Origin of the sequence: Desulfospira joergensenii DSM 10085 (assembly GCF_000420085.1) — a bacterium.
Classification (GTDB): domain Bacteria; phylum Desulfobacterota; class Desulfobacteria; order Desulfobacterales; family Desulfobacteraceae; genus Desulfospira; species Desulfospira joergensenii.
Genome location: NZ_ATUG01000001.1, coordinates 975,340 through 998,666, shown reverse-complemented (window position 1 = coordinate 998,666; position 23,327 = coordinate 975,340). Strand labels below are relative to the sequence as shown.

The window sequence follows — 23,327 nt, the reverse complement described above, 5'->3', positions numbered from 1 at the left end:
GGCCCGGCAGATCCGGATACCAGAGGGAGTCAACAGACCTTAACTTGTCACATCAACAACCGAACCGCCCAGTTCCTGTATCTTTGCATCAATGATCTCAAGGGTGTTGGCCAGGGTCTGGTATGAGATGTCAGGAAGATTTCCTCCCCAGGCTTTTTCTGCCTGGGCAAACCCGCGTAAAACACCTTCTCTCCCGGCTTTCAGCATGTCCAGGTCGTCACCGACGGCCGTGAGCACAAAATTGGAAATCCGCTGGGATGTTTTGGCAACTCCGAAATATCCGTCCTCGCCGATAAGATCGGCCGCCTCCTGGGAATTGAGTTCGGAAATGGGGGATCCATTATACATCAACTGGGACTTTTCTTCGTTGCTGAGCTGATTGAAATTATAAAGGGCGTTCTGGTCGCCGATGTTCTGCCGGGCCTCTGTTCTGATTCTGAGGCCAAAATTAAGGAGCTTTTCCTGGGCAGAATATGTGGAAACACCCTTGTTGCCCTTTGCTGTGCCCGAAGCCTGGAAAGAGCGATATTGGAATGCGGTTGAAACGGATAGATTGTTCTGGATGGAAATCATAGGGAACCCCTCCTTTTTCTATAATTTCATAACATATCGGTCTTTTTATGCCCGGACTTGAGTCTTGAGAATCCCCACACCCGGATTCACCATGAAAAAGGGCGGGGCAAATTTTTGCCCCGCCCTGAAATGACGTCCTATCCCTTGTCCTTTTCTAGGTAACCATGGGAACGGTGAGCCCGCCGTCCATGAGAAAAAGCAGGGAAGCCTCTTTCCCCTTTTCCTCAAATGCCCTGTCAAGGGCGGTCTGGAGATCCTGGAAGGGGGTGATGAAGAGTTTTGAGATCACATCCGGTTCCACGTCGGTGACAGCCCACATCTGGGCCCAGAGACCGATTTCGGCCATCTTGGCAGCCTTGTGATAGCCCAGCACATATCCCTGTTCGATTTTGTCCAGGGCCGCCTTTGGGGTGTCGCAGGATCCCAGGAGGTCGGCAAAGGCCTTGCCGCCGATGCCGCAGCGGCACTTGGCCACCAGGATCATGATGCCGTCCTGTTTCAGGGCCAGTTTTGCATTGTCAATACCCTTCTGGGCCTGGTACAGATCAATGTCCTGGGGGAATTTCACCACAGAGACCACGATATCGGCCTTTTCTTTCAGGGGGGCGGCAAAGACCTCGTTGGCCCGGTCAATGGCCGCGTGAAAGGAGTCGTTGATCTGTCCCGAACAGGCGGCATAGACCTTGTGGTGCTTGTCCAGGACCGTCATGATGGAAAAGATCTCCTGTTTAACGGTCTTGATGGCATCGATCATGTCCTCGTGGACCGGATTTCCCGTAAGTGCCAGGGCCTTTGCTTCGGGAACCAGGGCCAGTTTGTGATTGGCCTCCACGGTTTTATACCCGGCAATACCCGGCAGGAATGACTTTCTGCCCCCGGTATACCCGGCAAAGTAATGGGGCTCCACCGAGGAGATGATGATGATCTTGTCCGCCTCCACCCCGGCTTTGTTCACGTACATGGGGGTGCCGTTGGTGGAGTTACCCAGGAAAACCATGTCCTCTTCTTTTTTGGCATCATGGACAATGATCCGTTCCCGGATTCTGGAATAATAATCCCCGAAGATCTGGACAAACTCTTCTTCACTGGGGCCCCGGTGGACCCCGGTGGCAATGATGAAATTATAGTCGGTCCGGCTCAGGTCCTCGAAGATCACGTCCAGAACCCTGGCCGTGGGTGTGGGCCGGGTGGCGTCATTGACGATGACCAGAACCTTTCCGGCATTGTCCAGGAACTCGGCAAAGCCTTTGGAGTTGATGGGGTTGAGGATGGAGTTCTTTATGTTGTCATCTTCATTTCCGATGTCAACATCATTGGCCTCCAGAAATTTGACCGGAACATGCTCGGGAATTACGACATCCATGACGCCGTCTTTTCCATAGGGAAGGTCTATCTTCAATTGGCGCTCCTTTCAGCGGAGAGGTCCCATGCTGTTGAGTTTGTCGATAAAGGTGTCGATCTCGGCCTGGAACAGGGTCTTGTCCCCGGGGGGAATTTCAACCAATTGGATCCTTTCGGGATCCATTTTCAGTTCCTGAAAGATCTTTTGGGTGTTCTCCACCAGTTTGACGGCCTTTTTATTGCCCTCGTGCTGGCAGTCCCCGTCGGGACAGCAGGCCACCAGGACGCCCCAGGCGTTGTTGAGAAAGGGCGACATGAGCAGCTGGGCCTCGATCCTTCCCCCGCACATGTTGACCAGGATCTCGTAGTCCTTGTCATGGGTTTCGGACTCGGGCAGGACCGAGGCCTGGAGATCCGGATAATAGGACCAGTTGCAGGCAAATACAATGGCCTTGGCCGATGCATGGGATTTTAAAAATGCAGTGGAGCGTTCGATCAGTTCTTTCCGGGCCGTGCCAAAGTGGTTTTCAATTACGGCGGCTCCGGCCGGACAGACCTCTACACAGATGCCGCAGGCCTGGCATTTGACCGGATCGACCACAACCGCCTCGCTCCCGTCAAAGGACCGGGCATCATGGGGACAGGCCCCGATGCAGATCAGGCATCGGGCACAGTTCATATGGGTGACCGAAGTGGTTCCCGGACCCTTGAATCCCATTTTGGCCAGGTCCTTTTTGGCGTCGGTGAATATCTCGGTCAGGGGAACCCCGGAAGAGCAGGCCGCTTCGCAGCGCTTGCAGTAAAAGCAGTTGAACAGCTTGTCCGAGGATGCCTTGGTCAGCTCCACATTGCCGGATAAAAGGCCAAAGGCCGTGATGATCTTTGCCCGGGGCGCATCGGATTCCCAGCCCGTATATTTAAACATGGGGCAGTGCTCAAAACAGTATCCGCATCGGATACAGCTGGCCAGAGTTCCTTCCCATTTTTCCAGATTTTTGAATTCTTTGGTGATTGTTTTCATTATATACCCTTTTTATTAGCTGTTTACAGAATATCTTAAATCCGATGAGGTGACCCAGTCGTCCGGAGCCTGCATGAGTTTTCCGGGATTCAGGATGTTGTTGGGATCCAGGGCCTTTTTGATGGTTTTGAGCAGGTTCAGGGAATCGGATTTTTCCGCCTTGAAGGATTCAGCCTTGGACAGGCCGATGCCGTGCTCGGCACTGGTGGTGCCGTTGACCGAACGGACATATTCATAGATTTCGGTGATGGCCTTTCTGGCCGATTGCCACTGGTCCTTTCTTTTGGTGTCCATGAGGATCTTGGTGTGCATGCACCCGGACCCGCAGTGGCCGTAGGCGGTCATGATGATATTGTTTTTGGCGGCCACCTCATGGATCTTTCCGGCCATTTCCGCCATCTTGGAATAGGGTACGGCCATGTCATCGGCCAGGGAGGTGGATGCCAGGCTGTCGTCGTACTTAGACAGGGCCGGGAACAGCTTTTTGCGCCCCATGAAGATCTTGGCCCTTTCCTTGGGATCGTAGCTGGCCCAGATATCCGCGCCCTTGTGTTTTTCACAGATTTTTTTCATCTTTTGAATTTCATAGTCCACGGCCTCCTTGACCATGCCGTCGGCCTCAAAGATCAGGGAGGCGGCAACCTCCTTGAGCCCCAGGTTCATGGTCTTATTCACCGCCTTTATGGCCACGGAATCCACCAGCTCCAGCATGGAGGGGATGGCTCCCGACGACATGATGGCGCCGATGGCCTCCCCGGCGTGGGCCAGGGAATCAAAATTGGCCACTCCCATGCACCGGAACTCGGGGATGGGCACAAAGCTTAAGGTGGCCTCTACCACAATCCCCAGGGTGCCTTCGGATCCGACCATGAGTTTGTGCATCTGATATCCGGAAGCCTCCACCCTTGTACAGGCCCCCAGGGTCACCAGTTCACCGCTGGGCAGAACCACCTTCATTCCCAGGACCGCGTCCCGGGTGGCCCCGTACTTGACCGACCTCACTCCACTGGCATTGTTGGCGATTTCCCCGCCAATGGTGGCGATCCGGGAAGAGGCCGGTGTGGGCGGGAAAAATACACCATGGGGTTTGAGAGCCAGATTGAGGTCATCGTCCACAACACCGGGCTCCACCCGGCAGTAGACATCGGGCATGTTGATCTCCAGGATCCGGTTCATACCCTTCATGTCCATGATAATGCCCCCCTGGACCGGGACGGTCTGGCCGCACATGCCGGACCCGCCTCCCCGGGCGATCACCGGGATTTTATCCTGGTTGGCGTACTCCATGATCTTCTGGATCTGAAGGGTGTTGTCAGGTCTGACAATCACCCAGGGTATGGCATGATGGACAGAAGAGTCAGATCCGTAAATATATAGATCCGAGGGGTCTGTTTTAATATTCTTTTCCCCGACAATTTCCCTTAATCTGGGCTCGTCAACTGATTTCATCTTGGCTCCCTTATTCATGGATAAAAAACAAACAATTTTTAGTGATGGACTCTTATTATTTTCATAAACCTAGGAAAATTTCAATGCCGGAAAATAAAAAAATCTCCAGCCTTGGCAAAACAGGGATCACGGTTTATAATTCCACGGATTTGAATCCTGAGGCCGAATTTAGGGTTTACGGACCCTCATATATAAATGGTGTATTCCAGAAAGGGTAAACCGTGATACATACTATTAAATTCCTTCCCCATAACACCCAGATAAAAGTAGAAGAGAACGAAAGCCTGATCCGGGCGGCCATGGAAGCCGGAGTCCATATCAACGCGTCCTGCGGCGGTTCCGGGGCCTGCGGCAAGTGCCGGGTCCTCATTGAAGAGGGAGAAGTGGCCGGCGGAATTTCAGAGCATCTTGATCCTGAAGACCGGGAAAAGGGATACCGTCTGGCCTGCATGGCCCGGGTGGTTTCCGACATCACCGTAAGAATTCCTGTGGAATCCCAGATGGAAACCAGCCGTCTCAACCGACAGCCGGTCAACCGCCACACGGCCAAGGCCATGCACGTCAACGTGGAGGAACTTAAAGAACACGGCCTGTTTATTCCTCCTGTGGAAAAGATCTTTCTGGAACTTGATCCGGCAGTCGCCGGGGACAACCAGGCAGATGTGGCCAGGATCATCAATCATCTGAGGCTTCACCACGACGAACACCGGCTGATCATGAGCCTGAACCTGATCCGCAAGGTCCCGGACCTGATCCGGCAGGGCGACTTCAAGGTCACGGCCACCATTGTAAGACCGGTGCGAAAGGACGGCAAGAACCGCATCGTCAATATTGAGCCCTTTGATACCACGAACCGGAACTTTGCCATTGCCGTGGATGTCGGCACCACAACGGTCTACGGTCAGCTCCTGGATCTTCTTACGGGCCAGGTCCTGGCCGAGCACGGAGAATTCAACGGCCAGATCTCCTACGGGGAGGATGTGATCACCCGGATTATCTTTGCGGAAAAGGGAGACGGTCTTAAGATCCTCCATCAAAAAGTGGTGGAAACCATCAACACCATTATTAGAAAGATCATCAAGAAAGCCGGGATTGAACAGGGAGAGGTCTCCACCATCACCCTGGCCGGCAATTCCACCATGACCCAGCTGCTCCTGGAGATCAATCCCACCTATATCCGGAAGGACCCCTATGTCCCGGCATCCGTTGTATACCCGCCTTTTAACGCCACCCAGGTGGGCATTGAGTTGGCCGACCACACCGTGGCCCTGATCTATCCCGGGGTCTCCTCCTATGTGGGGGGGGACATCATTGCCGGCATCATGGCCTCGGGGATTTACCTGTCCGAGGAACTGACCCTGTACATGGACATCGGGACCAATGCGGAGATCGTCATCGGCCACAAGGACTGGATGGTCTGCACGGCCGCATCGGCCGGTCCGGCCTTTGAGGGCGGTGGCATCACCTTTGGGATGCGGGCCATCAAGGGTGCCATTGAAGACGTGTCCATCAATCCTGAAACCTTTGAACCCATGCTCATCACCATCGGCGGGAAAAAGGCCAAGGGGATCTGCGGGTCCGGCCTGATCACCCTGGCGGCCCGGCTCCTGGAGACCGGTCTCATTGACTCCAGGGGAAAGTTCAACCGGGAAGCCCCTACAGACCGGATCCGCCAGACCGACGACATCTGGGAATATGTCCTGGTCTACAGGGAGAATACCGATATCGACAGGGACATCACCATTACCGAGCCGGATCTCGACAATCTGATCCGGGCCAAGGGGGCCATGTACTCCGCCGCCCTGACCCTTCTGGAAGAGATCGGGCTGAGCATTCAGGACCTGGAAAAGATCATCCTGGCCGGGGGATTCGGCTCCTATGTGGACCTGGAAAGCGCCATCACCATCGGACTGCTTCCGGAAATCGAGCCGGACAGGGTGACCTATCTGGGCAATGGATCCCTTCTGGGATGCAAGATCAACTCCCTGACCAATTCCCTGCGCCGCAACGTGGCCGAGGTGGTCAACATGATGACCAATTTCGAACTGGCCACCATCTCCTCCTACATGGATCATTATATGGGGGCCCTGTTCATGCCCCATACGGAACTCAATTATTTCCCCAAGGTCAAGGCCAGACTGGAGGCCCTTAAAAAATAGGGCGGACAGAAGATGACAGAGACAAAAAACGGGGTTGTCCGATACATAGAAGTTGAAAAACCGGTGCTGGGCAACAATACCGGAGATGACCAGCGCTTGGAGCAGGCCCTGAAGCGGGAACTCAATGCTTCCCGGGTCAAGATTCCCTATACCGTTCTCCGTCACCTTCCCTCAAGACTCAGGGCCTGGGATTTCAGGGCAAAGGCCGTTGTTTTCAAAGAAAGGAGATCCTGGCGCCTGGTGGATCTGCTGGATCCTGAATCCAGTTCTTCCATCCTGGGGGCGGCCCTGGACATCGGCACCACCCGGATCGTGATTCAGCTTCTCGATCTTGAAACCGGACAGGAACTGGGCCGGACCGGCCTGGACAATCCTCAGGCCTCCATCGGTCCGGATGTCCTGGCCCGGATCCACCATTCCGGCCGGGAGGGGGGGCTTGACCAGCTCCAGGATCTGGTCATCCGGGCCGTGAATGAGAACCTAGACCGGCTCTGCCGGGAACAGGGGAGAAAAAAAGAAGAGGTCTTCCTGATTGCCGGGGCCGGCAATACGGCCATGACCCACCTGTTCCTGGGCATGGAGGCCTTTGAGATCATCAAAGAACCTTATATCCCCTGCGTCAATATCCCGGATACGCTCCGGGCCGAAAGATTAGGCCTTGGGATCCATCCCCGGGGTCTGGTTTTTCTCTTTCCCAATATCGGGTCCTATTTCGGGGGGGATCTCCTGTCCGGGATATTCTTTGCCGATTTGGATAAAAAGGAATCCCCCTGCATCATGGTGGATGTGGGCACCAATGCCGAGATCGTGGTGGGCTGCCGGGACTGGCTCATGGCCTGTGCCGGAGCAGCCGGCCCCGCCCTGGAAGGGGGAATGTCCAAGATGGGCATGACCGCAGGACCCGGGGTCATCGACCGGGTGGCCCTTGATCCGGAGACAGGGATGCTTACCATTCATACCATTGAAGATAAAAAGCCCGTGGGGATCTGCGGGTCCGGCATGATCGATCTGGCCGCGGCCCTTTTTGCCGGGGGGATGATCGACATCCGGGGCAAATTCCACCCGGACAAATGCACGGGCCGTTTGGAGGAGAGGGACGGGATCCTGTCCTATATCCTGGTGGATCCGGAAAATTCCGGTACGGGCCGGGCCATTTCCCTAAGCCAGGTGGACCTCAATTCCCTGACCTCTTCCAAGGCCGCCATGTACACCATTCTGGAGGTGATCGTCCGGAACACGGCCGGACTGGAGTTTGAGGATCTGGAAAAATTTTACGTGGCCGGGACATTCGGCTCTTTTATTGATCCGGAATCGGCGATTTTCATCGGCATGCTCCCGGATATCGACCGGTCCGGATTCGAAGTCCTGGGCAACTCATCCCTGGGCGGTGCTGCCCGGCTGCTCCGGGAGCCAACGGCCTTTGACCGGGTCATGGAGATCCGGGAATCCATCACCTATATCGAACTCAACGTGAACCAGGAGTTCATGAACATGTTTTCCGGGGCCAAGTTCTTTCCCCACACGGACCGGGCCAGGTTTCCCTCCGTGGAAAAGGGACTTTTAAAAAACCATCCAACCGGCTGAGGCAAAACCAGGGAAAAGGAGCAGGGGGTTGACATGACAAGAAAAATTCTGGTCATCGAAGATAATCAGGACCTTGCCAAACTTCTGGAGCTTCACCTGAGAGACCTTTCCTTTGATGTGGATCTGGCCTTTGAGGGTTCAGCCGGATTCAAAAAACTCAATGACCAGCCCTATGACCTGGTTATCCTGGATCTCATGCTCCCGGGAATGGACGGAATGGAGATCTGCCGGAGGATCCGGGGGAAACAATCCTATACGCCCATATTGATCTTAACCTCGAAGTCCACCGAGCTTGACCGGGTTCTGGGGCTGGAGATGGGGGCGGACGATTATGTTACCAAACCCTTCAGCATCCGGGAGCTTATGGCCCGGGTAAAGGCGATTTTTCGCCGTGTCGATGAGATAAAGGGGCATGATCCGGCCAAGAGGCCGTCAATTGTCCGCATCGGCGGATTCAGTATAGACCCCCAAAGCCGCACCGCCCGGCTTGGGGATCAGATGCTCAACCTTACGGCCAAGGAGTTTGATCTGCTGCTTCATTTTGCATCCCATCCGGGGCGGGTCTACACCCGCTCCCAGCTCCTGGACGAGGTCTGGGGATACGGACATGACGGATATGAGCACACGGTCAACTCCCACATCAACCGGCTGCGGGGTAAAATCGAAATCAACCCTGCCAAGCCCGACCACATCATCACGGTCTGGGGAGTGGGATACAAATTTGATGCCTTGGAAGACGGGTAAAATCATGGGCCGGGAAACCATTTGATTCAATTTTTGACGGGGAATCATGTTTAGAACCTTATATTCAAAACTGGCGCTGGTATTGACCGGCCTGCTCTGTCTTGTGGGGATGGCCATTATTCTTGTGGCCGGGTTTTCGGCTGAAATGTATCAGAAGGAGGCGGCCCAGCGCCTCAACCTGGATCTTGCCGATCATATCGTGTCCGAACGTCTGCTGATCCGGGACAACCGGATCGATGAGGAGGGCATGAAAGATATCTTCCACATGCTCATGGTCATCAATCCCAGAATCGAGATCTATCTTCTCGACCCCGAGGGGCGGATTCTGGCCTATTCTGCCGATCCGGGCAAGGTGAAGCGGAAAGAGGTGAGTCTGGTCCCTGTCCGGGCCCTTCTGGAGAAGGCGCCCCGCCTGCCCGTACTGGGGGACGATCCCAGGAACCCGGCCCGGCAAAAGGTGTTCTCGGTTGCCCGGATCCCGGAAAAGGGGGAACTCCAGGGGTATCTCTACGTGATCCTGGGGGGGGAACGCTACGACAGTGTGGTTCAAAAACTCAAGGGCAGCTATATCCTGCAGGTCAGTGCATGGCTGATATTTGCCTGTCTTCTTTTTTCCCTGATCGTGGGTCTGGTCCTTTTTGCCACCATGACCGGGCGGCTGCGGCGGCTGTCCAACACCATCCAGGCCTTTAAAAAGGGGAGTTCGGACGCCTCTCCAGGAACAAAGATTCCCGGGGGAGGTGTCGATGAAATCACCCTTCTGGAATCTGTTTTTGCCGAGATGAGGCAGCGGATTGAAAGCCAGGTGGATGAACTCCAGCGGGCAGACACCGAACGCCGGGACATGATCGCCAATGTTTCCCATGATCTGCGCACCCCTTTGGCCACCCTCCAGGGGTATATCGAAACCATGCTTTTAAAGGACAAGAGCCTGCCCGAGGCTGACCGGCGCCTCTACCTGGAAACCGCATTGAAACATTGCGGGCGGCTGAGCGTCCTGGTGAGCGAACTTTTTGAGCTGGCCAAGCTGGAATCCTATGATTCTCTGATGGTTTGTGAACCCTTTCATCCGGGGGAACTGGTTCAGGATGTGGTTCAGAAATTCAAACTCAAAGCCGCTGAAAAAAAGATCTCCATTTTAACAAATATTGAAAGAGACCTGCCCCTGGTAAATGCGGATATCGGCCTCATTGAACGCGCCCTGGAAAATTTGATTGAAAACGCTGTCCATTATACCCCGGAAGGCGGAGAGGTCCGGCTGAATCTTGCCCCTGACCAGGGGAATATCCGGGTCCAGGTCCGGGATTCCGGCTGCGGGATCCCGGAAGATGAACTGCCTTTGATCTTTAACCGGTTTTTTCAATCGGACAAGAGCCGCTTGAACAGCACAGGCCATTCCGGACTGGGCCTTTCCATTGTTCAAAAGATCATGGAACTCCACGGCCGGGACATTGAAGTGGAGAGCAAAATCAATTCCGGCACCACATTCACCTTTCACCTGCCCTGTCATTCCCCGGGGTAAATTTCGTCTGTCTTCTTTGTTTCTTTCTGTCGGCAGCCGCGACGTATGATCCCTTTCCCCTTTTTACCGGGGATACAAACGTTTCTGACTTGTGATCTAATTGTGTCGGCCCTGTGAAACTTTCGTGACATATCGAGCCTATTCTTAAGTGTAAGTCCGCATGCATGCGAAGATGATTTATACTTTCAAAGCAATAGGAGGAATACCATGGGAAAATTCAGAACCGGCCTGATCGCATTGGCCGCAATGCTCTTTATTACATCCGCTCAGACTGTCTGGGCCAAAGATTGGCACAAGGGCAGAACAATTACAATTACCATCACCAATCTTACCCGGGGGCAGATCTTCAGTCCCCCTGTGGCGGTGGTCCACGACAGCAGTTTCAAGCTGTTTGAACTGGGGGCTCCTGCAGATCCCTCATTGGCTTCCCTGGCCGAAGACGGTCAGACCGACCCGTTGACCAGCGATTTTGATGAAATGGGAAGCGTATTTGACCATAAGGTAGCTGCCGGACCTGTTCTTCCGGGACAATCCGTAAGCGTTGAATTAACCGCCAGGGGCCGGTATCGGTTCGTATCCCTGGCCGGGATGCTGGTAACGACCAATGACGCTTTTTTCGCTGTCCAGGGAGTGCCGGTTAATTTTTTTCGGGTGAGATCTGCAACGGCAGAGGCCTATGACGCCGGCAGTGAATTCAACTCCGAAGACTGCGGTTATATTCCCGGACCGCCCTGCGGAAGCGGTGGTGTCCGGGACACCGATGGCGCGGAAGGCTATGTTTACATTCACGGGGGTATCCACGGCGGGGTCGATCTTGACCCGGCAACCGCTGACTGGCGCAATCCAGTGGCAAAGATAATGATTAGCCCCGGGAAATAGGATGATTATATTCAGTTAAGATATTGATAATGGAATTCTGTAAAGGGCCGGTGCCCGGGTTTTGGCGCCTCTGTCCATGCAGCATCACTTAAAGCCTCTGCTTTCTTTTTCCCATGGTGCTGAATCCGGGGACCGGCCATTATCAAACCCAACAGGAGGTGTCTGATGAAACGAACAATGATGATAATCCTTTTTATGCTTCTTGTCTTTTGGGGGTGCAACCGGGTGAACAGTGTGGAGAACAGCCCGGAACCGTCCATGGACTCCATGCCTGAAAATACCCGGACCGCTTTTTTTGCCGGCGGCTGTTTCTGGTGTGTGGAATCTGATTTTGAAAAAAAAGAAGGTGTGATCGAGGCTGTTTCCGGTTACACCGGGGGAGATGAAATGAACCCCACATACAAACAGGTCTCCATGGGGAAGACCGGTCATCTGGAGTCCGTAAAGGTGATCTATGATCCGTCCCGGGTCAGCTATGAAGACCTGCTTGACCTTTTCTGGCGCCATATCGATCCCACGGATCCGTCGGGCCAGTTTGTGGACAAGGGGGCCCAGTACCGGAGCGCCATTTTCTATGCAAACGACAGGGAAAAGCATCTGGCAGAAGAGTCCAGGCAGGAACTGGCAGCATCGGGACGGTTTGATAAACCCATCGTAACCCAAATCCTTCCCCTGGGGCCCTTTTACCCGGCGGAAGAGTATCACCAGGACTACTATAAAAAGAATCCTGTCCGGTATCACTGGTATCGCTCCGGTTCAGGCAGGGACAGGTTCCTGAAGATGGTCTGGAAGGAGAGCCCGTCCCATATGGATTCAAGCATGGATAAGAACAAGATGGATGCAACTTCCATGGAAGAAAAGACGATGGACAAGGGGAAGATGGATTCCATGACCATGGAAAAGAAGTCTATGGACATGGAAGAAAAGTCGATGGGCCCTATGGATCAGGAGGCGGGAAAAATGTACTCCCGTCCTTCGGATGCCGAACTGAAGAAACAATTGACCCCCATGGAGTACAAGGTTGCCCGGAAAAACGGTACAGAACCTCCCTTTAACAATGCATACTGGGATAACCATGAGGCCGGCATTTACGTGGACATCGTTTCCGGGGAGCCCCTGTTCAGCTCCATGGAAAAATTCGATTCCGGAACCGGATGGCCCAGTTTTACAAGTCCCCTGGAACCGGACAATATCGTCGAAAAAAAGGATACAAAGTTTTTCATGGTCCGAACCGAGGTCAGGAGCAAACACGGGGACTCCCATCTGGGACACGTGTTTGACGACGGACCTGCCCCCACCGGGCTGCGCTACTGCATCAATTCGGCTTCTCTGCGGTTCATTCCCGTATCCGACCTGGAAAAGGAGGGATACGGCAGTTATCTGGAATCCTTTACAGAGAAAGGAGCAATGAAATGAAGCACAATATCTGGGTGAACAGGATGGGAACTCTCATCCTGCTGGTTTCAACACTCCTGCTGGGGGATTATTCCCCCGGCATGGGAACAGAGCCTGACTCAACCAGGAACACCGCAGGCTCCGGGGGAGTCCGCGGACCCCTGGCCCTCCCTCCCATTGACGCGGCCGCTTCCCCTGTCTATGAAACCGCCTCCTTCGGCCTGGGCTGATTCTGGGGCGCTGAATCCCGGTTCGGGATTATAGAGGGGGTGATCCGCACCCGGGTGGGATATGCCGGAGGCCGGACAGAGGCGCCGGATTATCGTCACATGGGGGATCACACGGAAACCGTGCAAGTGGATTACGACCCTTCCCGCATCACCTATGGAAAATTGCTGGAGATTTTCTGGAAAAGCCACGATCCCACCGGACAATCCTGGTCAAAACAGTACAGGAACGCTGTCTTTGTTCATAACGAAGAGCAGCGCAGGCAGGCCATGGATTCAAAGTCCGCCCTGGAGAAGAGGACAGGAAAAAGAGTGAAAACCCAGATTCTGGATATCCGTTCCTTTACCTTGGCGGAGGATTACCATCAGAAGTACCTTTTAAAACAGAACCCTTTGAAAAAAGAGATGGATCGGTTTTATCCGCGCCATCGGGATCTTGTGGATTCAACTGCGGCCGCCCGCCTCAACGGCTATCTGGGAGGGGAGGGCACACGGAAACAGCTCTTCCGGGAGATTGAGAGTCTGGGGCTGAGCGATGAGGGCAAGAAGCGTCTGACCGGGATGGGTTTCCCGGGAACGATGTCCTATCCCCGCTGAGAATCGCCTGCACAGGGACTCTGTTCCGGAAGTTTTTTTTATCCAATATCCCGCCATCCAGCCGGGAAAGAACAGACCTTATCCGCGGTCCGGGTGGATGATCACCACTTTGGTGGGGGGTTCCTTCACCCGGATCACATGTCTTGTGCCGGCGGGGATCTCTTTGAGGGTCAGACCTTCCAGCATTTGCCGATCCTCTCCCAGCTCAAGTTCCAGCCGGCCGGTCAGCAGCACCAGCACTTCGTCAAATTCGTGGGCCTCGTCAGGGGAGACCGCTCCTTTCTTGGCAAAAACAGTTTCCACTTCAAACTCATTTCCAGCTCCGATAAAAAGCCTTGAGATATCCGGGATGGGGGGATTTTCATTTTTCATGGGACCTCCTTTGGGATTTGCGGGTAAATGGGATGGATATGGCGGCCAGGAGAGCCGCCGCGCCGATAAAGAAAAAAAGCATGAGAAAGATATTCTGGATTCCGGATCCAATGGTCAGGGCAGCCGCCTTTTCCGTGAGCACGGGGCTTGCAAACTGCCCGGCAAAGAGAAAACAGGTGACCACCGAGGTCCCGGCCGTTCCCGATGCCCGGCCGGTTTTCTGGGTCACCCCGTTCATGATCAGGGGAACCAGGATTCCGAAACCGATCCCGTTCAGGACAAGGGATCCCATCATGGGGACCCGGCTCGGAAAGGCTGAAAGACAGAAAAAGGAGATGGAAAAGGCCGCAAGACTCATGGCCGGAAGCCATCTCCCAAAAAAGGTGTAAATCCGGCCGAACCCCAGGCCGGTGACAAAGGAAGAGGCCGTCATGAGGGCCATGGCAAGACCGGCCATGCGGGAGTCCCCCAGTCCGTTGTCAACGATGTATAGGGCGATGTTCACCGGGATGGTATAAAAGGCCGCCATGACAAAGAACATGCCCGCGCCCCAGAGTCCATACCGGGCAAGATTTCCGGCAGCTTGGTCTGTCCGGGGGCTGTCGTTCTCTTTTGTAACGGGATGATGCTCCGGGATAAAGGCAAAGACCAGGAAGAGGACCGGGAGCCCCAGAAGATAGATGGAAAAGGCCGCCCGCCAGTGGAGGGATGCCAGGATCCCGGAGAGCAGGGTGGCGATGATGGCGCCCAGATTGGTGGAGGCCGATGAAAACCCCATGATTCTTGTCTTTTCCGTCCCGGAATAGAGATCGGCAATGATCCCCGTGGCCAGGGGCATGAGAATTCCCACCCCCACGCCGAGAACGGCCCGCATGGCCAGAAGAAGGGGAATGGATCCAACCGTTCCCCCGCCGGCTCCTCCGATAATATAGAAGAAGATCCCGGAATAGAGCAGTTTTTTCCGGGAAACCCGGCTGCTAAGGAATCCGGTGAGCAATGAAACCGGGATAATGGTCAGGGCCGGGGTGGTCAGAATCATCTTGCCCAGGAGAGCCGGGGAATTCGGAAAAAAGGCGATGATTTCCGCCAGGGCAGGGGCCACGGCCGCACCGGACATGACGGTCAAAAGGGAGAGGGAAAGAACGGCCAGCTGGATCATTTTATCTCCTTTACCATGTTAACGGCATTTTCATGGATCCTGAAGCTCAAATCAAAATAGGTCTCTATCTCCGTTTTGGAGAATCCCGCGAACAGCTCCCGGGTGGTTTTTTTCAGGATCCCATGGAGTTCGGCCCTGACGGCTCCGGCTTTGGGCGTGGTCCGGATGATGTTTTTCCGCCCGTTTTCCGGGTCAGGGGTCTTGGTGACATATCCTCTTTTTTCCAGAAGAGCCACGGCCCGGGCAGCCGAACTCTTGTCAAACAGGAGGGCTTCGGCCAGGACATCCTGGTGCACCCCGTTGTTTTCAAAAAGATAGGTTAAAAAGGGGATGGTGAAATTCCCCAGTTCCAGATGCCGGGTCTTGGCATCGATATACCTTCCCATGCTCCTGGAGATAAAAGAGATTTTTTTGCCTATGGACCGGTGTTCCGCCATCTTTGAGGTTCCTTTTTGTTTGCTCCTCGAATCTGGGAAGATATTCTATACCGAAACTGTTGCGTATGCAACAGTTCTTTTGGGGCCGGGACCGAATGTCTGGTTTCGTGCTGCCGGAAATCTATGATGGCCCTGTCTGACCCTGGGTCTTATGATGCCGGCGGAACCCCTCTCCCTTTTATCAAACTGGCTCTGGACAGGATTTACTCAATAGTGCTACTTAAAAAATTTGGACGGATTCAGATTTTAATTTTTAGCTCAGGGTTCCTGAATGGTGTATCGATATTTTCTGATTTTCCTTTTTGTTCTGCTTCTGGGCAGTGTGGGGAAAGCCCAGGAAAAAATGGTGAGAATTGCCACCCTGGAGGATTACGCCCCTTTTTGCATAAAGACCGGGCAGAACACCATCAGCAACTCAATCATCCCTCCGGGGAAGGATGTTAAAGGCTTTAGCGGTTACTGCTGGGATGTTGTCCGGGAGAGTTACCATGGAATGGGATATACCATTCATCTTACCGTGGCGCCCTGGGCCAGGGCAATGAAGTATGTGAAATCCGGAAGGGTGGATGTTCTTTTCCCCACCGGGAAAAATTCAGAACGGCTCAAAATCTTTCACTACTCCGAAGACTGCACCAACCAGGCCAATTTCCTGATTTATGTCCGGGCGGACAGCCGGATTCAATGGAGGGGACTTGCCGGTCTGGCCGGACAGATCATCGGGGTAAAAAGAGGCTTTAATTACGGGGACAGATGGGAAGCGGTTACCGGCATCATCAAACAGGATGTAGCGAAAATATCCCAGGGCTTTGAAATGCTCAGGGCCGGCCGGATCGACGGCTTTCTGGGGTATGAGTACAATTGGGATTATGTTCTCAAACAGGAAAAAGCAAACCACCGGTTTAAAAAACTGCCGGCCTTTGATTCTTCGATGGAATATCTGGTTGCCCTCAAGAAAAATCCCCATGGATTCACGCTGTTAAACGCATTTGACCGGGGCAAAAGAAAGATCATCCTGAATGGACAATTCGCAAAGATCAGGACTGCCTGGTTCGGGGAATAAGCTTCCCACCGGTTGCCCCCCTCCTTTTCCTTAATCCAAGTGTTTCATCTTTCTTTTGCTTGATGTATCCACCAGGCAAGTCATAAAGAAGTTCCCTGCGCAGGCTCTGCTTCGGGGGATACAACGGCTTGACTTTACAGATCAAATTTCATAGGACTGATAAAAGCGGCCCTGAAGCTCTATTTTCCATCCCGGGTTCTTCATTCCCGGGTTCTTCTTTCCGGAACGGTCCTGACATCCTTTAATCCAAACTTGTGAGGAGGGGAATTGGTCAAGATACTGGTGGTGGATGATGAACAATCCATTCTTGAAACCCTTTGCATGTTTCTCGAGGAAAAAGGGCTGATCGTATTTACTGCCGGTACCGGGGAAAAGGGGCTGGAGCTGTTTGACCGGGAAAGGCCCCAGATCGTGATCCTGGATATCCGGCTGCCCGATGCCAATGGCCTGGATCTTCTTACATCCATGGGAGAAAGGCCTTTTTTCTCAAAGATTATCATGATCACCGCGTTCCAGGATATGGAGACAACCATCCAGGCCATGAAACGGGGGGCCTTTGATTATATCCACAAGCCCCTGGACATTGACCAGGTGGAACAGGCCGTGGACCGGGCCGCCCGCATCCTCCGCATTGACCGGGAAACCCCCTCCCTGGCCCGGGCAGGCGATCCTTTAAATTCCCAGGTGATTGTGGGCAGAAGCGAAAAGATGCGCCAGGTATTCAAGATGATGGGACTGGTCTGCACCAAGCAGGTAAACGTATTGTTACAGGGGGATACCGGCACGGGCAAGGAACTTACGGCAAGGGTGATTCACTCAAATTCCCCCAATGCCAAGGATCCCTTTATTGTATTTGACTGTTCGGCCGTAGTGGAAAATATCATTGAAAGCGAGCTGTTCGGACACACCAAGGGCGCATTTACAGGGGCGGATCAGACCACGAGGGGAAAGATAGAACTGGCCGGAAACGGGACCCTGTTCCTGGACGAGATTGCCCAGCTGCCCCTGAAAACCCAGGGAAAACTTTTGGGATTTATCCAGCGCAGGGAATTTCTCCGGGTGGGCGGCACCCGGATGATCGAATCCAATTGCCGCATTGTGGCGGCCTGCAACCAGGATCTGGCGCAAATGGTGGACAAAGGCCTTTTTAAAGAAGATCTCTACTACCGGCTCAAGGTTTTTACAATCCGCCTTCCCTCCCTGAAGGAACGGATCTCCGACCTTCCCTTTCTGGTGGAGCATTTTTTAAACAAAATCAATGGGGAACTGGGTACCCATGTCACCAAGATCCAGGACGGGGTCATGGAACGCCTCTCTTGCCACAATTGGAAGGGAAATGTCCGGGAACTGGAAAACATCATTGTCCAGGCTTTGGTGGGGTGCCGGGGGAATGTCCTTCTCAAGGATGACATTCACAAACTATTGAATGAGCACCGGTCGGAACCGGCTCCGGGCCTGGCCTCCTATTCCCTTTCCCGGGTGGAAAAAAATCATATTTCCCAGGCCCTTTCCCAACTGGCCTGGAATAAATCCAGAACAGCCAGGCTTCTGGGCATCAGCCTGCCCACCCTGAGGAGCAAGATCAAAAAATACAATATCCAGCCCGGCTGAGACCCGGTCCCTAGAAAATAATTTTCCGGTTCATGAAAATAATTTTCCGATTTTCACCGGGAAAGTCCGGACCATCCCATCCGAAGTCCTTTGCCGATCCTCTGGTATGAAGGAGATTCACTTAATTTTCTCAATTCATTGATTCGGGCACACCCTTTGCAGTAATCCGGATTAGTGCATTCTCCTTTGACCACGCTCTTTTTCTGGTACCTTATCTCCTTGTCCCGCTCTCCTCTTCGTCCTGGAATCAAAACACAGGTATGTCCGGAACCGGACATGAAAATAAAATCACTTCAGGAACGGTAAAAGAATCTCCTGACAGCTTTTCCGGATAAAACCCAATGGGATCTTGAAAAGAAATCCCGGCGGGTGAAGATCTCCCTGGAACCGGTAAAATCAAAGATCAAAACCAGGGGATCGGAGCAAGAGGATTACAAAACAGATCACTCCTGCCAATCACGGCAGGGGATAAGCATAAGGAGAAAAAGGTATGAAAGGTATCAGGTTGCGCATCCGTCTCACCCTTGTTTGTTTTTCAGTCCTCTTGTCCCTGAGTCTTTATCCGGGGGCGGCCCTGGCCGGGAAACCCATTGTCTTAGGTGCCCCTTTGTCCACGGCCTATCTATACGGATGGGATGCCGAACGGGGAATCCGTCTGGCCGTGGATGAAATCAATGCCGCCGGCGGGGTGACCGTGGGCCGGGAAAAACGCCCCTTTGCCGTGGAGGTCATCGACACCCGGGATCTGGAACCCGGGGTGCCGGTCAGCGAAGCCCTCATGGCCGTGGAGAGGCTGATTTTAAATAAGGATGCGGATTTCATCCTGGGCGGTCCCAACCGGTCCGAAGCCGCCCTGGCTGCCATGTCCCTTCTGTCCAAGCATAAAAAAATCTCCATCGTGACCTCGGGGGTGCTCACCCCCAAGTACCATAAGATGGTGGAGGCCAAGTATGACAAGTTCAAGTACTGCTTCAGGATCCACGGGGAGGCCGTGAACCTGATCGGGGAGATCATTGCCAATTTTGCAGATCTCAAGGAAAAATACGGTCTTTCCAAGGTCTTTATCATTGCCCAGGATGTCTCCCACGCCAGGGGAGCGGCCAAGGTCATGGGCAAGGTGGCCGGAAAAAAGGGTTTTGAAGTCACGGGAACGGAGATCTTTCCCACCGGCGCCACAGACTTTTCCATGGCCCTGCTCAAGGCCAAATCCTCCGGGTCCCAGATCATCAACATCTGGATGGACATGCCGGAAAGCGCCATTCTGCTTAAGCAATGGTATGATCTGAAGATTCCGGCTCTGCCCTTCGGCTCCACCCTGGCCGCGGCAGAACAGCCCGGATTCTGGAAGGCCACGGACGGCAAGGGCCAGTATACCCTGTGCAATGTGGTCAATGCCGGAAATGCCCCGTCCGATGCAACCGAGTGGACCATGAAGTTTTACAATGCCTATGCCCGGAAATGGGGAGTCGCGCCCGAAGGCCTGGGCTCTTCCTCTTCCTATATGGCGGTTTATACCCTGAAAGACGCCATAGAACGGGCCGGAACCCTGGATCCGGACCCGGTGGTAACCGCCCTGGAACAGACCGATATCATGGGGGTATACGGCAGGCTCAGGTTTGATCCCAAAACCCACCAGGTCATTCCGGCCAAAGATCCCAAGGACGGGGCCGTGGGCTCCATTCTCCAGTGGCAGAAAGGGAAAAGGGTGGTGGTCTATCCCCAAAGCATTGCCAAGGGGGAAATCCAGCTCCCGCCCTGGATGGAGAAATAGCCCATGGAGATCCTGGTTTACGGCACCATCAATTCCATATCCCTTGCCTTGATGGGGCTGGGGTTTGCCATGGTCTACGGGATTTCCAGGGTGCCCAATTTCGCCCACGGCGCCCTGTATATCATCTGCGGATTTGTTACCTGGATCCTGCTCCGGAAGGCAGGCCTGCCCTATATTCCGGCGGTTTTCCTCTCCCTCGGGATCAACGGCATCCTGGGCATGCTCATGTACCGGTTCATCCTCATCCGGGTCCGGGGCATGAATATCTCTGAAATCATCTCCTCCTACGCCATGGGCCTTGCCATCCTGGAAGGCCTGCGGTACGGGGGATTCAGGGGCATGACCTATACCCTGCCCGTATTCATGGAGGGGAGTATCTCCTTAGGGGGAGTGCCCGTGGATTTTCACCGGATTCTCATGATGGTCATCGGCCTCCTCCTCATTGCCGGGCTCTGGTTCTTCACCCACTATACCCGGCTGGGCCTGGCCCTCCAGGGCATGGCCCAGGATGAACGGGCCGCCCTGATGCTGGGCATTGATTCGGATTTCATGGCCATGCTGTCCATGGGATTCGGGGCGGTCCTGGCCGGGGTGGCGGCCGTGACCATCCTGCCCCTGGGCAATATCGTGGTGGAATCCGGGTACCATGTTCTGATCATGTCCATTGCCGTCTGCATTGTCGGCGGCCTGGGATCCTGGATGGGGGCCTTTGTCGCGGCCTTTATCATCGGGTATGCCCAGATCCTCACCGTGGTCTTTATCGGGTCCCATTTTCAGATGGTGGTGGCCATTTTGGCCATTATCCTGACCCTGATCCTGAAACCGTCCGGCCTCTTCGGCCAGCAAAAAGAACTGGAAGAAAGAGTATGAACACAGAAACATTAAGAAAAGAACGGATCGACCGGGGGATCAAGGTCCGGTCAGAGGGGCTCTATGCCCTGATGTCCTGGCGGGAGACCGCCTATCTAATCCTGCCCAGGTTTGTCCTCATCGCCGGGTTTCTGGCCCTGCCGATCCTCATGCCGGGAATGTACTGGCAGCGGGTCATTTCCATTGTCTGTATCTATGCGATTCTGGCCCTGAGTTTTGATTTTCTGGCCCATTACGCGGGACTGGTCTGCCTGGGGGGCGCCTTTTTTATTGGAACGGGGGGCTATATTGCCGGGGTACTCAATGCCCAGTTCGGGGTGGACCCGTTGTTCACCATCCCCCTGGCCGCCCTGGGAGGAGGGGTGGTCTGCACCCTGATGATCCTGCCCTGCCTGCCCCTGAAAGGGGTCTACTTTGCCATTGTCACCCTCATGTATCCCCTGTTTATGGCAAGGATCATCGAGGCCTTTGATCTTTTCGGGGGCACCGACGGGATCCTGGGAATCGACAGTTTCCCCTCGGCCTTTGTGGAGCAGTACGGGGTGGTCTGCCTGCTTCTGGTCTTTTTATTCGGCCTGCGGCGCCTGGTCACCACAGACACGGGCCTGATCTTCACGGCCATCATGGACAACGACCAGGCCGTAAGGGCATCGGGCATCAACATCACCTTTTACAAGGCCATGGCCGTGTTCATTGCATCGGCCATGGGATGCATGGCCGGGGCCTGTCTCACCCATATCTACATGTGGTCGGGCATTTCCCAGTTTGCCCTGGACTTTTCCATCCTTCCCATTGCCGCCACGGTCATCGGCGGGGCCGGCACCCTGGCGGGACCGGTCCTGGGATGTCTGATCCTGGTGCCGGTCTCGGAGCTGCTCCGGGATTTCGGCACCCTCCGCATCGTGTTCTATGCCACCCTCCTGGTGGCTTTTATCCTTTTTAAAAGCGAAGGCCTCATGGTGTTTGGCCAGCGCAAATACGAACAGATTGAAAGGTGGACCCAGATATGACGGAAGAAAAAAAACAGGCCCTGCCCATACTGGAGATGAAAGGGGTTTCCAAGGCCTTCGGCGGGGTGCAGGCCCTGGATGATGTTTCCCTCCAGGTGTTTGAAGGGGATGTCCTGGGCATTATCGGCCCCAACGGGTCGGGAAAGACCACCATTGTCAACTCCATCACCGGGTTTATCCGGCCCAGTTCCGGACAAATTTTTTTCAGGGGCCGGGAGATCACCGGAAAAAAGCCCCACAGGATCGCCGACATGGGAGTCACCCGGACCTTTCAGGTCATGCGTCCCTATTACAGCCTGCCGGCATTTAAAAACCTGGTAATCTCCCTGTGCTCCCCCAGGGCCCGGCGCACCGGCGGGTGGCGGGGGGGCGGCCGCCTGGGAGACCGGAAGACCGTTGCCATTGATATCCTGGAGGAGATCGGGTTTGAACGGGACTCCCATATCCCCTTTAAAATTACCTCCACCCTACCCACGGGATATTTAAAGCGTTTGGAACTGGCCCGGTGCCTTTCCCTGAAACCCGAGATCATCATCTGCGACGAGGTCTTTTCCGGACTCTCCATGAGCGAGATCGCCTCCATGGTTCCCCTGATCCAGCGGCTCCAGGACGACGGGATCACCATCGTCATGATTGAGCACCGGCTGCGGGAACTCTTCCAGGTGGCCAACCGGGTCATGGTCCTCAATTTCGGCAGCAAGCTCATCGAGGGGACCCCGGACCAGGTCATGGCCGACGAACGGGTAAAGGAAGCCTATTTTGGATCGGAAAAAGTAGAGGAGGTCATGACCTATGCTTAAAGCCGTTGACCTCATGGTATTTTACGAAAACATGCTGGCCTTGAACAATATTGAGATTCACTGCGGACAGAATAGCATCACAGGGGTGTTCGGGGCCAATTCCGCCGGGAAATCCACCCTCATGTACTCCCTTTCCGGGATCATGCTCGATATCCGGAAAAAGGAAAAAATGGCCGGAGGAGAACGGATCACCCTGACCGGGAAGCTCAGTTTCCAGGGCAAAGACATCATGGACTTAAAGCCGAGCCTCAGGGCCCGGGCCGGTATCATCCTCTGTCCGGAGCGGAGGCGGTTGTTCAAGGAGAGCACGGTCATGGAAAATCTGCGCATCGGCGGATACCTGGCCACCAAAACCCAGGCCCGGCAGACCCTGGAGTTTGTCATGGAGCTGTTTCCGGCCCTGAAACGTCTTAAAAACCGGCTGGGAGGTTTCTTAAGCGGGGGAGAGCAGCAGATGGTGGCCATTGGCCGGGCCCTCATGGCCCAGCCCGAGATCCTGCTCCTGGACGAACCCCTTCTGGGCCTGAGCCCCCTGATGCAGGCCACCCTGGTCAAGGCCGTCAAGGCCATCCAGAAGGAAAGCAAGATCTCCATTCTCGTGTCCGAACAATATGCCCGGCCGGTTTTCCCCATTGTGGATTACGCCTATATCCTGGAAAACGGAGCCGCCGTCATGGAAGGCACCCGGGATGAACTCATGGACAACCCGGACGTGAAGTCCGCCTATTTCGGAGTCTAAAAGGAGA

The 23,327-nt window shown here is 54.4% G+C and carries 22 protein-coding genes and 1 pseudogene; 16 read left to right on the top strand and 7 right to left on the bottom strand.

All coding sequences use genetic code 11. The features are described 5' to 3' along the window. Positions 1-39 precede the first annotated feature (39 nt). From F608_RS0104975 to F608_RS0104960, 4 genes are all read right to left on the bottom strand, one after another. The gene (locus F608_RS0104975; protein ID WP_022664517.1) at positions 40-573 is read right to left on the bottom strand and encodes a hypothetical protein; all 534 of its coding nucleotides are present in this window, start codon (positions 571-573) and stop codon (positions 40-42) included. 154 nt (positions 574-727) lie between these two features. Beyond that, a complete protein-coding gene (locus F608_RS0104970) occupies positions 728-1,972 on the bottom strand; it encodes a nickel-dependent lactate racemase family protein (protein ID WP_022664516.1) in 1,245 nt (414 codons plus the stop codon). 12 nt (positions 1,973-1,984) lie between these two features. Continuing rightward, complete coding sequence (locus F608_RS0104965) at positions 1,985-2,935, bottom strand: hydrogenase iron-sulfur subunit (protein ID WP_022664515.1); 951 nt, start codon at positions 2,933-2,935, stop codon at positions 1,985-1,987. A gap of 15 nt (positions 2,936-2,950) precedes the next feature. Then, the gene (locus F608_RS0104960) at positions 2,951-4,384 is read right to left on the bottom strand and encodes an FAD-binding oxidoreductase (protein ID WP_022664514.1); all 1,434 of its coding nucleotides are present in this window, start codon (positions 4,382-4,384) and stop codon (positions 2,951-2,953) included. An 83-nt stretch (positions 4,385-4,467) separates the two neighbouring features. Here F608_RS0104960 and F608_RS37100 point away from each other — a divergent pair, with 83 nt between their 5' ends. The 9 genes and pseudogenes from F608_RS37100 to msrA form a co-directional block, all read left to right on the top strand. Further along, positions 4,468-4,602, top strand: coding sequence for a hypothetical protein (locus F608_RS37100; RefSeq protein ID WP_022664513.1), 135 nt, complete (start codon positions 4,468-4,470; stop codon positions 4,600-4,602). A 3-nt stretch (positions 4,603-4,605) separates the two neighbouring features. Then, a complete protein-coding gene (locus F608_RS0104950; RefSeq protein ID WP_022664512.1) occupies positions 4,606-6,543 on the top strand; it encodes an ASKHA domain-containing protein in 1,938 nt (645 codons plus the stop codon). A gap of 12 nt (positions 6,544-6,555) precedes the next feature. Then, positions 6,556-8,127, top strand: a complete 1,572-nt coding sequence (locus F608_RS0104945; protein WP_022664511.1) for an ASKHA domain-containing protein — start codon at positions 6,556-6,558, stop codon at positions 8,125-8,127. A gap of 33 nt (positions 8,128-8,160) precedes the next feature. After that, positions 8,161-8,871, top strand: coding sequence for a response regulator transcription factor (locus tag F608_RS0104940; protein ID WP_022664510.1), 711 nt, complete (start codon positions 8,161-8,163; stop codon positions 8,869-8,871). Positions 8,872-8,917: 46 nt separating this feature from the next. Further along, complete coding sequence (locus F608_RS37095) at positions 8,918-10,393, top strand: sensor histidine kinase (protein WP_022664509.1); 1,476 nt, start codon at positions 8,918-8,920, stop codon at positions 10,391-10,393. 207 nt (positions 10,394-10,600) lie between these two features. Beyond that, entirely contained in the window at positions 10,601-11,272 is a 672-nt protein-coding gene (locus tag F608_RS0104930; RefSeq protein WP_022664508.1) for a spondin domain-containing protein, read from the top strand. Positions 11,273-11,437: 165 nt separating this feature from the next. Further along, positions 11,438-12,688, top strand: coding sequence for a peptide-methionine (R)-S-oxide reductase MsrB (msrB, locus tag F608_RS0104925; protein WP_022664507.1), 1,251 nt, complete (start codon positions 11,438-11,440; stop codon positions 12,686-12,688). Then, positions 12,685-12,897 carry a hypothetical protein gene (locus F608_RS0104920; protein ID WP_027362490.1) on the top strand — a complete coding sequence of 71 codons (213 nt, stop codon included), beginning with the start codon at positions 12,685-12,687 and terminating at the stop codon, positions 12,895-12,897. The genes msrB and F608_RS0104920 overlap by 4 nt, the downstream gene beginning before the upstream one ends. A 12-nt stretch (positions 12,898-12,909) precedes the next feature. Further along, positions 12,910-13,491: pseudogene (msrA, locus tag F608_RS0104915) on the top strand (peptide-methionine (S)-S-oxide reductase MsrA); the annotation flags it as partial. Between the two features lie 78 nt (positions 13,492-13,569). Here the strand turns inward: msrA and F608_RS0104910 are convergent. The 3 genes from F608_RS0104910 to F608_RS0104900 are packed head-to-tail and all read right to left on the bottom strand — an operon-like array spanning position 13,570 to position 15,459. Beyond that, on the bottom strand, positions 13,570-13,863 hold the full coding sequence (locus tag F608_RS0104910) for a cupin domain-containing protein (protein ID WP_022664506.1): 294 nt from the start codon (positions 13,861-13,863) through the stop codon (positions 13,570-13,572). Then, positions 13,853-15,022 (bottom strand): MFS transporter, encoded by a 1,170-nt coding sequence (locus F608_RS0104905; protein ID WP_022664505.1) that lies wholly within the window; start codon positions 15,020-15,022, stop codon positions 13,853-13,855. Before F608_RS0104905 ends, F608_RS0104910 begins: the two co-directional genes overlap by 11 nt. Continuing rightward, positions 15,019-15,459: a MarR family winged helix-turn-helix transcriptional regulator gene (locus F608_RS0104900; RefSeq protein ID WP_022664504.1), complete on the bottom strand. Its 441-nt coding sequence runs from the start codon at positions 15,457-15,459 to the stop codon at positions 15,019-15,021. The genes F608_RS0104905 and F608_RS0104900 overlap by 4 nt, the downstream gene beginning before the upstream one ends. A 271-nt stretch (positions 15,460-15,730) precedes the next feature. Between F608_RS0104900 and F608_RS0104895 the strand changes: the two genes are divergently transcribed. The 7 genes from F608_RS0104895 to F608_RS0104860 all read left to right on the top strand — a co-directional run bounded on the left by F608_RS0104895 (position 15,731) and on the right by F608_RS0104860 (position 23,320). Beyond that, positions 15,731-16,519, top strand: coding sequence for a substrate-binding periplasmic protein (locus tag F608_RS0104895; RefSeq protein ID WP_022664503.1), 789 nt, complete (start codon positions 15,731-15,733; stop codon positions 16,517-16,519). Positions 16,520-16,786: 267 nt separating this feature from the next. Next, a complete protein-coding gene (locus tag F608_RS0104890) occupies positions 16,787-18,130 on the top strand; it encodes a sigma-54-dependent transcriptional regulator (protein WP_022664502.1) in 1,344 nt (447 codons plus the stop codon). 490 nt (positions 18,131-18,620) lie between these two features. Next, positions 18,621-19,901, top strand: a complete 1,281-nt coding sequence (locus F608_RS0104880; protein ID WP_022664499.1) for an ABC transporter substrate-binding protein — start codon at positions 18,621-18,623, stop codon at positions 19,899-19,901. Between the two features lie 3 nt (positions 19,902-19,904). Then, the gene (locus F608_RS0104875; RefSeq protein WP_022664498.1) at positions 19,905-20,771 is read left to right on the top strand and encodes a branched-chain amino acid ABC transporter permease; all 867 of its coding nucleotides are present in this window, start codon (positions 19,905-19,907) and stop codon (positions 20,769-20,771) included. Next, a complete protein-coding gene (locus tag F608_RS0104870; RefSeq protein WP_022664497.1) occupies positions 20,768-21,781 on the top strand; it encodes a branched-chain amino acid ABC transporter permease in 1,014 nt (337 codons plus the stop codon). The genes F608_RS0104875 and F608_RS0104870 overlap by 4 nt, the downstream gene beginning before the upstream one ends. Continuing rightward, positions 21,778-22,581 (top strand): ABC transporter ATP-binding protein, encoded by an 804-nt coding sequence (locus tag F608_RS0104865; protein WP_022664496.1) that lies wholly within the window; start codon positions 21,778-21,780, stop codon positions 22,579-22,581. Before F608_RS0104870 ends, F608_RS0104865 begins: the two co-directional genes overlap by 4 nt. Next, on the top strand, positions 22,574-23,320 hold the full coding sequence (locus F608_RS0104860) for an ABC transporter ATP-binding protein (protein ID WP_022664495.1): 747 nt from the start codon (positions 22,574-22,576) through the stop codon (positions 23,318-23,320). The genes F608_RS0104865 and F608_RS0104860 overlap by 8 nt, the downstream gene beginning before the upstream one ends. The last annotated feature ends 7 nt before the right edge of the window (positions 23,321-23,327 follow it).

What these genes read in the sequence shown, in the direction of transcription:
- msrB (WP_022664507.1), top strand. Translation starts at nt 11,438, where the DNA reads ATGAAACGAACAATGATGATAATCCTTTTTATGCTTCTTGTCTTTTGG.
- F608_RS0104920 (WP_027362490.1), top strand. Translation starts at nt 12,685, where the DNA reads ATGAAGCACAATATCTGGGTGAACAGGATGGGAACTCTCATCCTGCTG.
- F608_RS0104875 (WP_022664498.1), top strand. Translation starts at nt 19,905, where the DNA reads ATGGAGATCCTGGTTTACGGCACCATCAATTCCATATCCCTTGCCTTG.
- F608_RS0104930 (WP_022664508.1), top strand. Translation starts at nt 10,601, where the DNA reads ATGGGAAAATTCAGAACCGGCCTGATCGCATTGGCCGCAATGCTCTTT.
- F608_RS0104975 (WP_022664517.1), bottom strand. Translation starts at nt 573, where the DNA reads ATGATTTCCATCCAGAACAATCTATCCGTTTCAACCGCATTCCAATAT.
- F608_RS0104880 (WP_022664499.1), top strand. Translation starts at nt 18,621, where the DNA reads ATGAAAGGTATCAGGTTGCGCATCCGTCTCACCCTTGTTTGTTTTTCA.
- F608_RS37100 (WP_022664513.1), top strand. Translation starts at nt 4,468, where the DNA reads ATGCCGGAAAATAAAAAAATCTCCAGCCTTGGCAAAACAGGGATCACG.
- F608_RS0104960 (WP_022664514.1), bottom strand. Translation starts at nt 4,384, where the DNA reads ATGAAATCAGTTGACGAGCCCAGATTAAGGGAAATTGTCGGGGAAAAG.
- F608_RS0104965 (WP_022664515.1), bottom strand. Translation starts at nt 2,935, where the DNA reads ATGAAAACAATCACCAAAGAATTCAAAAATCTGGAAAAATGGGAAGGA.
- F608_RS0104865 (WP_022664496.1), top strand. Translation starts at nt 21,778, where the DNA reads ATGACGGAAGAAAAAAAACAGGCCCTGCCCATACTGGAGATGAAAGGG.
- F608_RS0104860 (WP_022664495.1), top strand. Translation starts at nt 22,574, where the DNA reads ATGCTTAAAGCCGTTGACCTCATGGTATTTTACGAAAACATGCTGGCC.
- F608_RS0104940 (WP_022664510.1), top strand. Translation starts at nt 8,161, where the DNA reads ATGACAAGAAAAATTCTGGTCATCGAAGATAATCAGGACCTTGCCAAA.
- F608_RS37095 (WP_022664509.1), top strand. Translation starts at nt 8,918, where the DNA reads ATGTTTAGAACCTTATATTCAAAACTGGCGCTGGTATTGACCGGCCTG.
- F608_RS0104905 (WP_022664505.1), bottom strand. Translation starts at nt 15,022, where the DNA reads ATGATCCAGCTGGCCGTTCTTTCCCTCTCCCTTTTGACCGTCATGTCC.
- F608_RS0104895 (WP_022664503.1), top strand. Translation starts at nt 15,731, where the DNA reads ATGGTGTATCGATATTTTCTGATTTTCCTTTTTGTTCTGCTTCTGGGC.
- F608_RS0104945 (WP_022664511.1), top strand. Translation starts at nt 6,556, where the DNA reads ATGACAGAGACAAAAAACGGGGTTGTCCGATACATAGAAGTTGAAAAA.
- F608_RS0104900 (WP_022664504.1), bottom strand. Translation starts at nt 15,459, where the DNA reads ATGGCGGAACACCGGTCCATAGGCAAAAAAATCTCTTTTATCTCCAGG.
- F608_RS0104870 (WP_022664497.1), top strand. Translation starts at nt 20,768, where the DNA reads ATGAACACAGAAACATTAAGAAAAGAACGGATCGACCGGGGGATCAAG.
- F608_RS0104910 (WP_022664506.1), bottom strand. Translation starts at nt 13,863, where the DNA reads ATGAAAAATGAAAATCCCCCCATCCCGGATATCTCAAGGCTTTTTATC.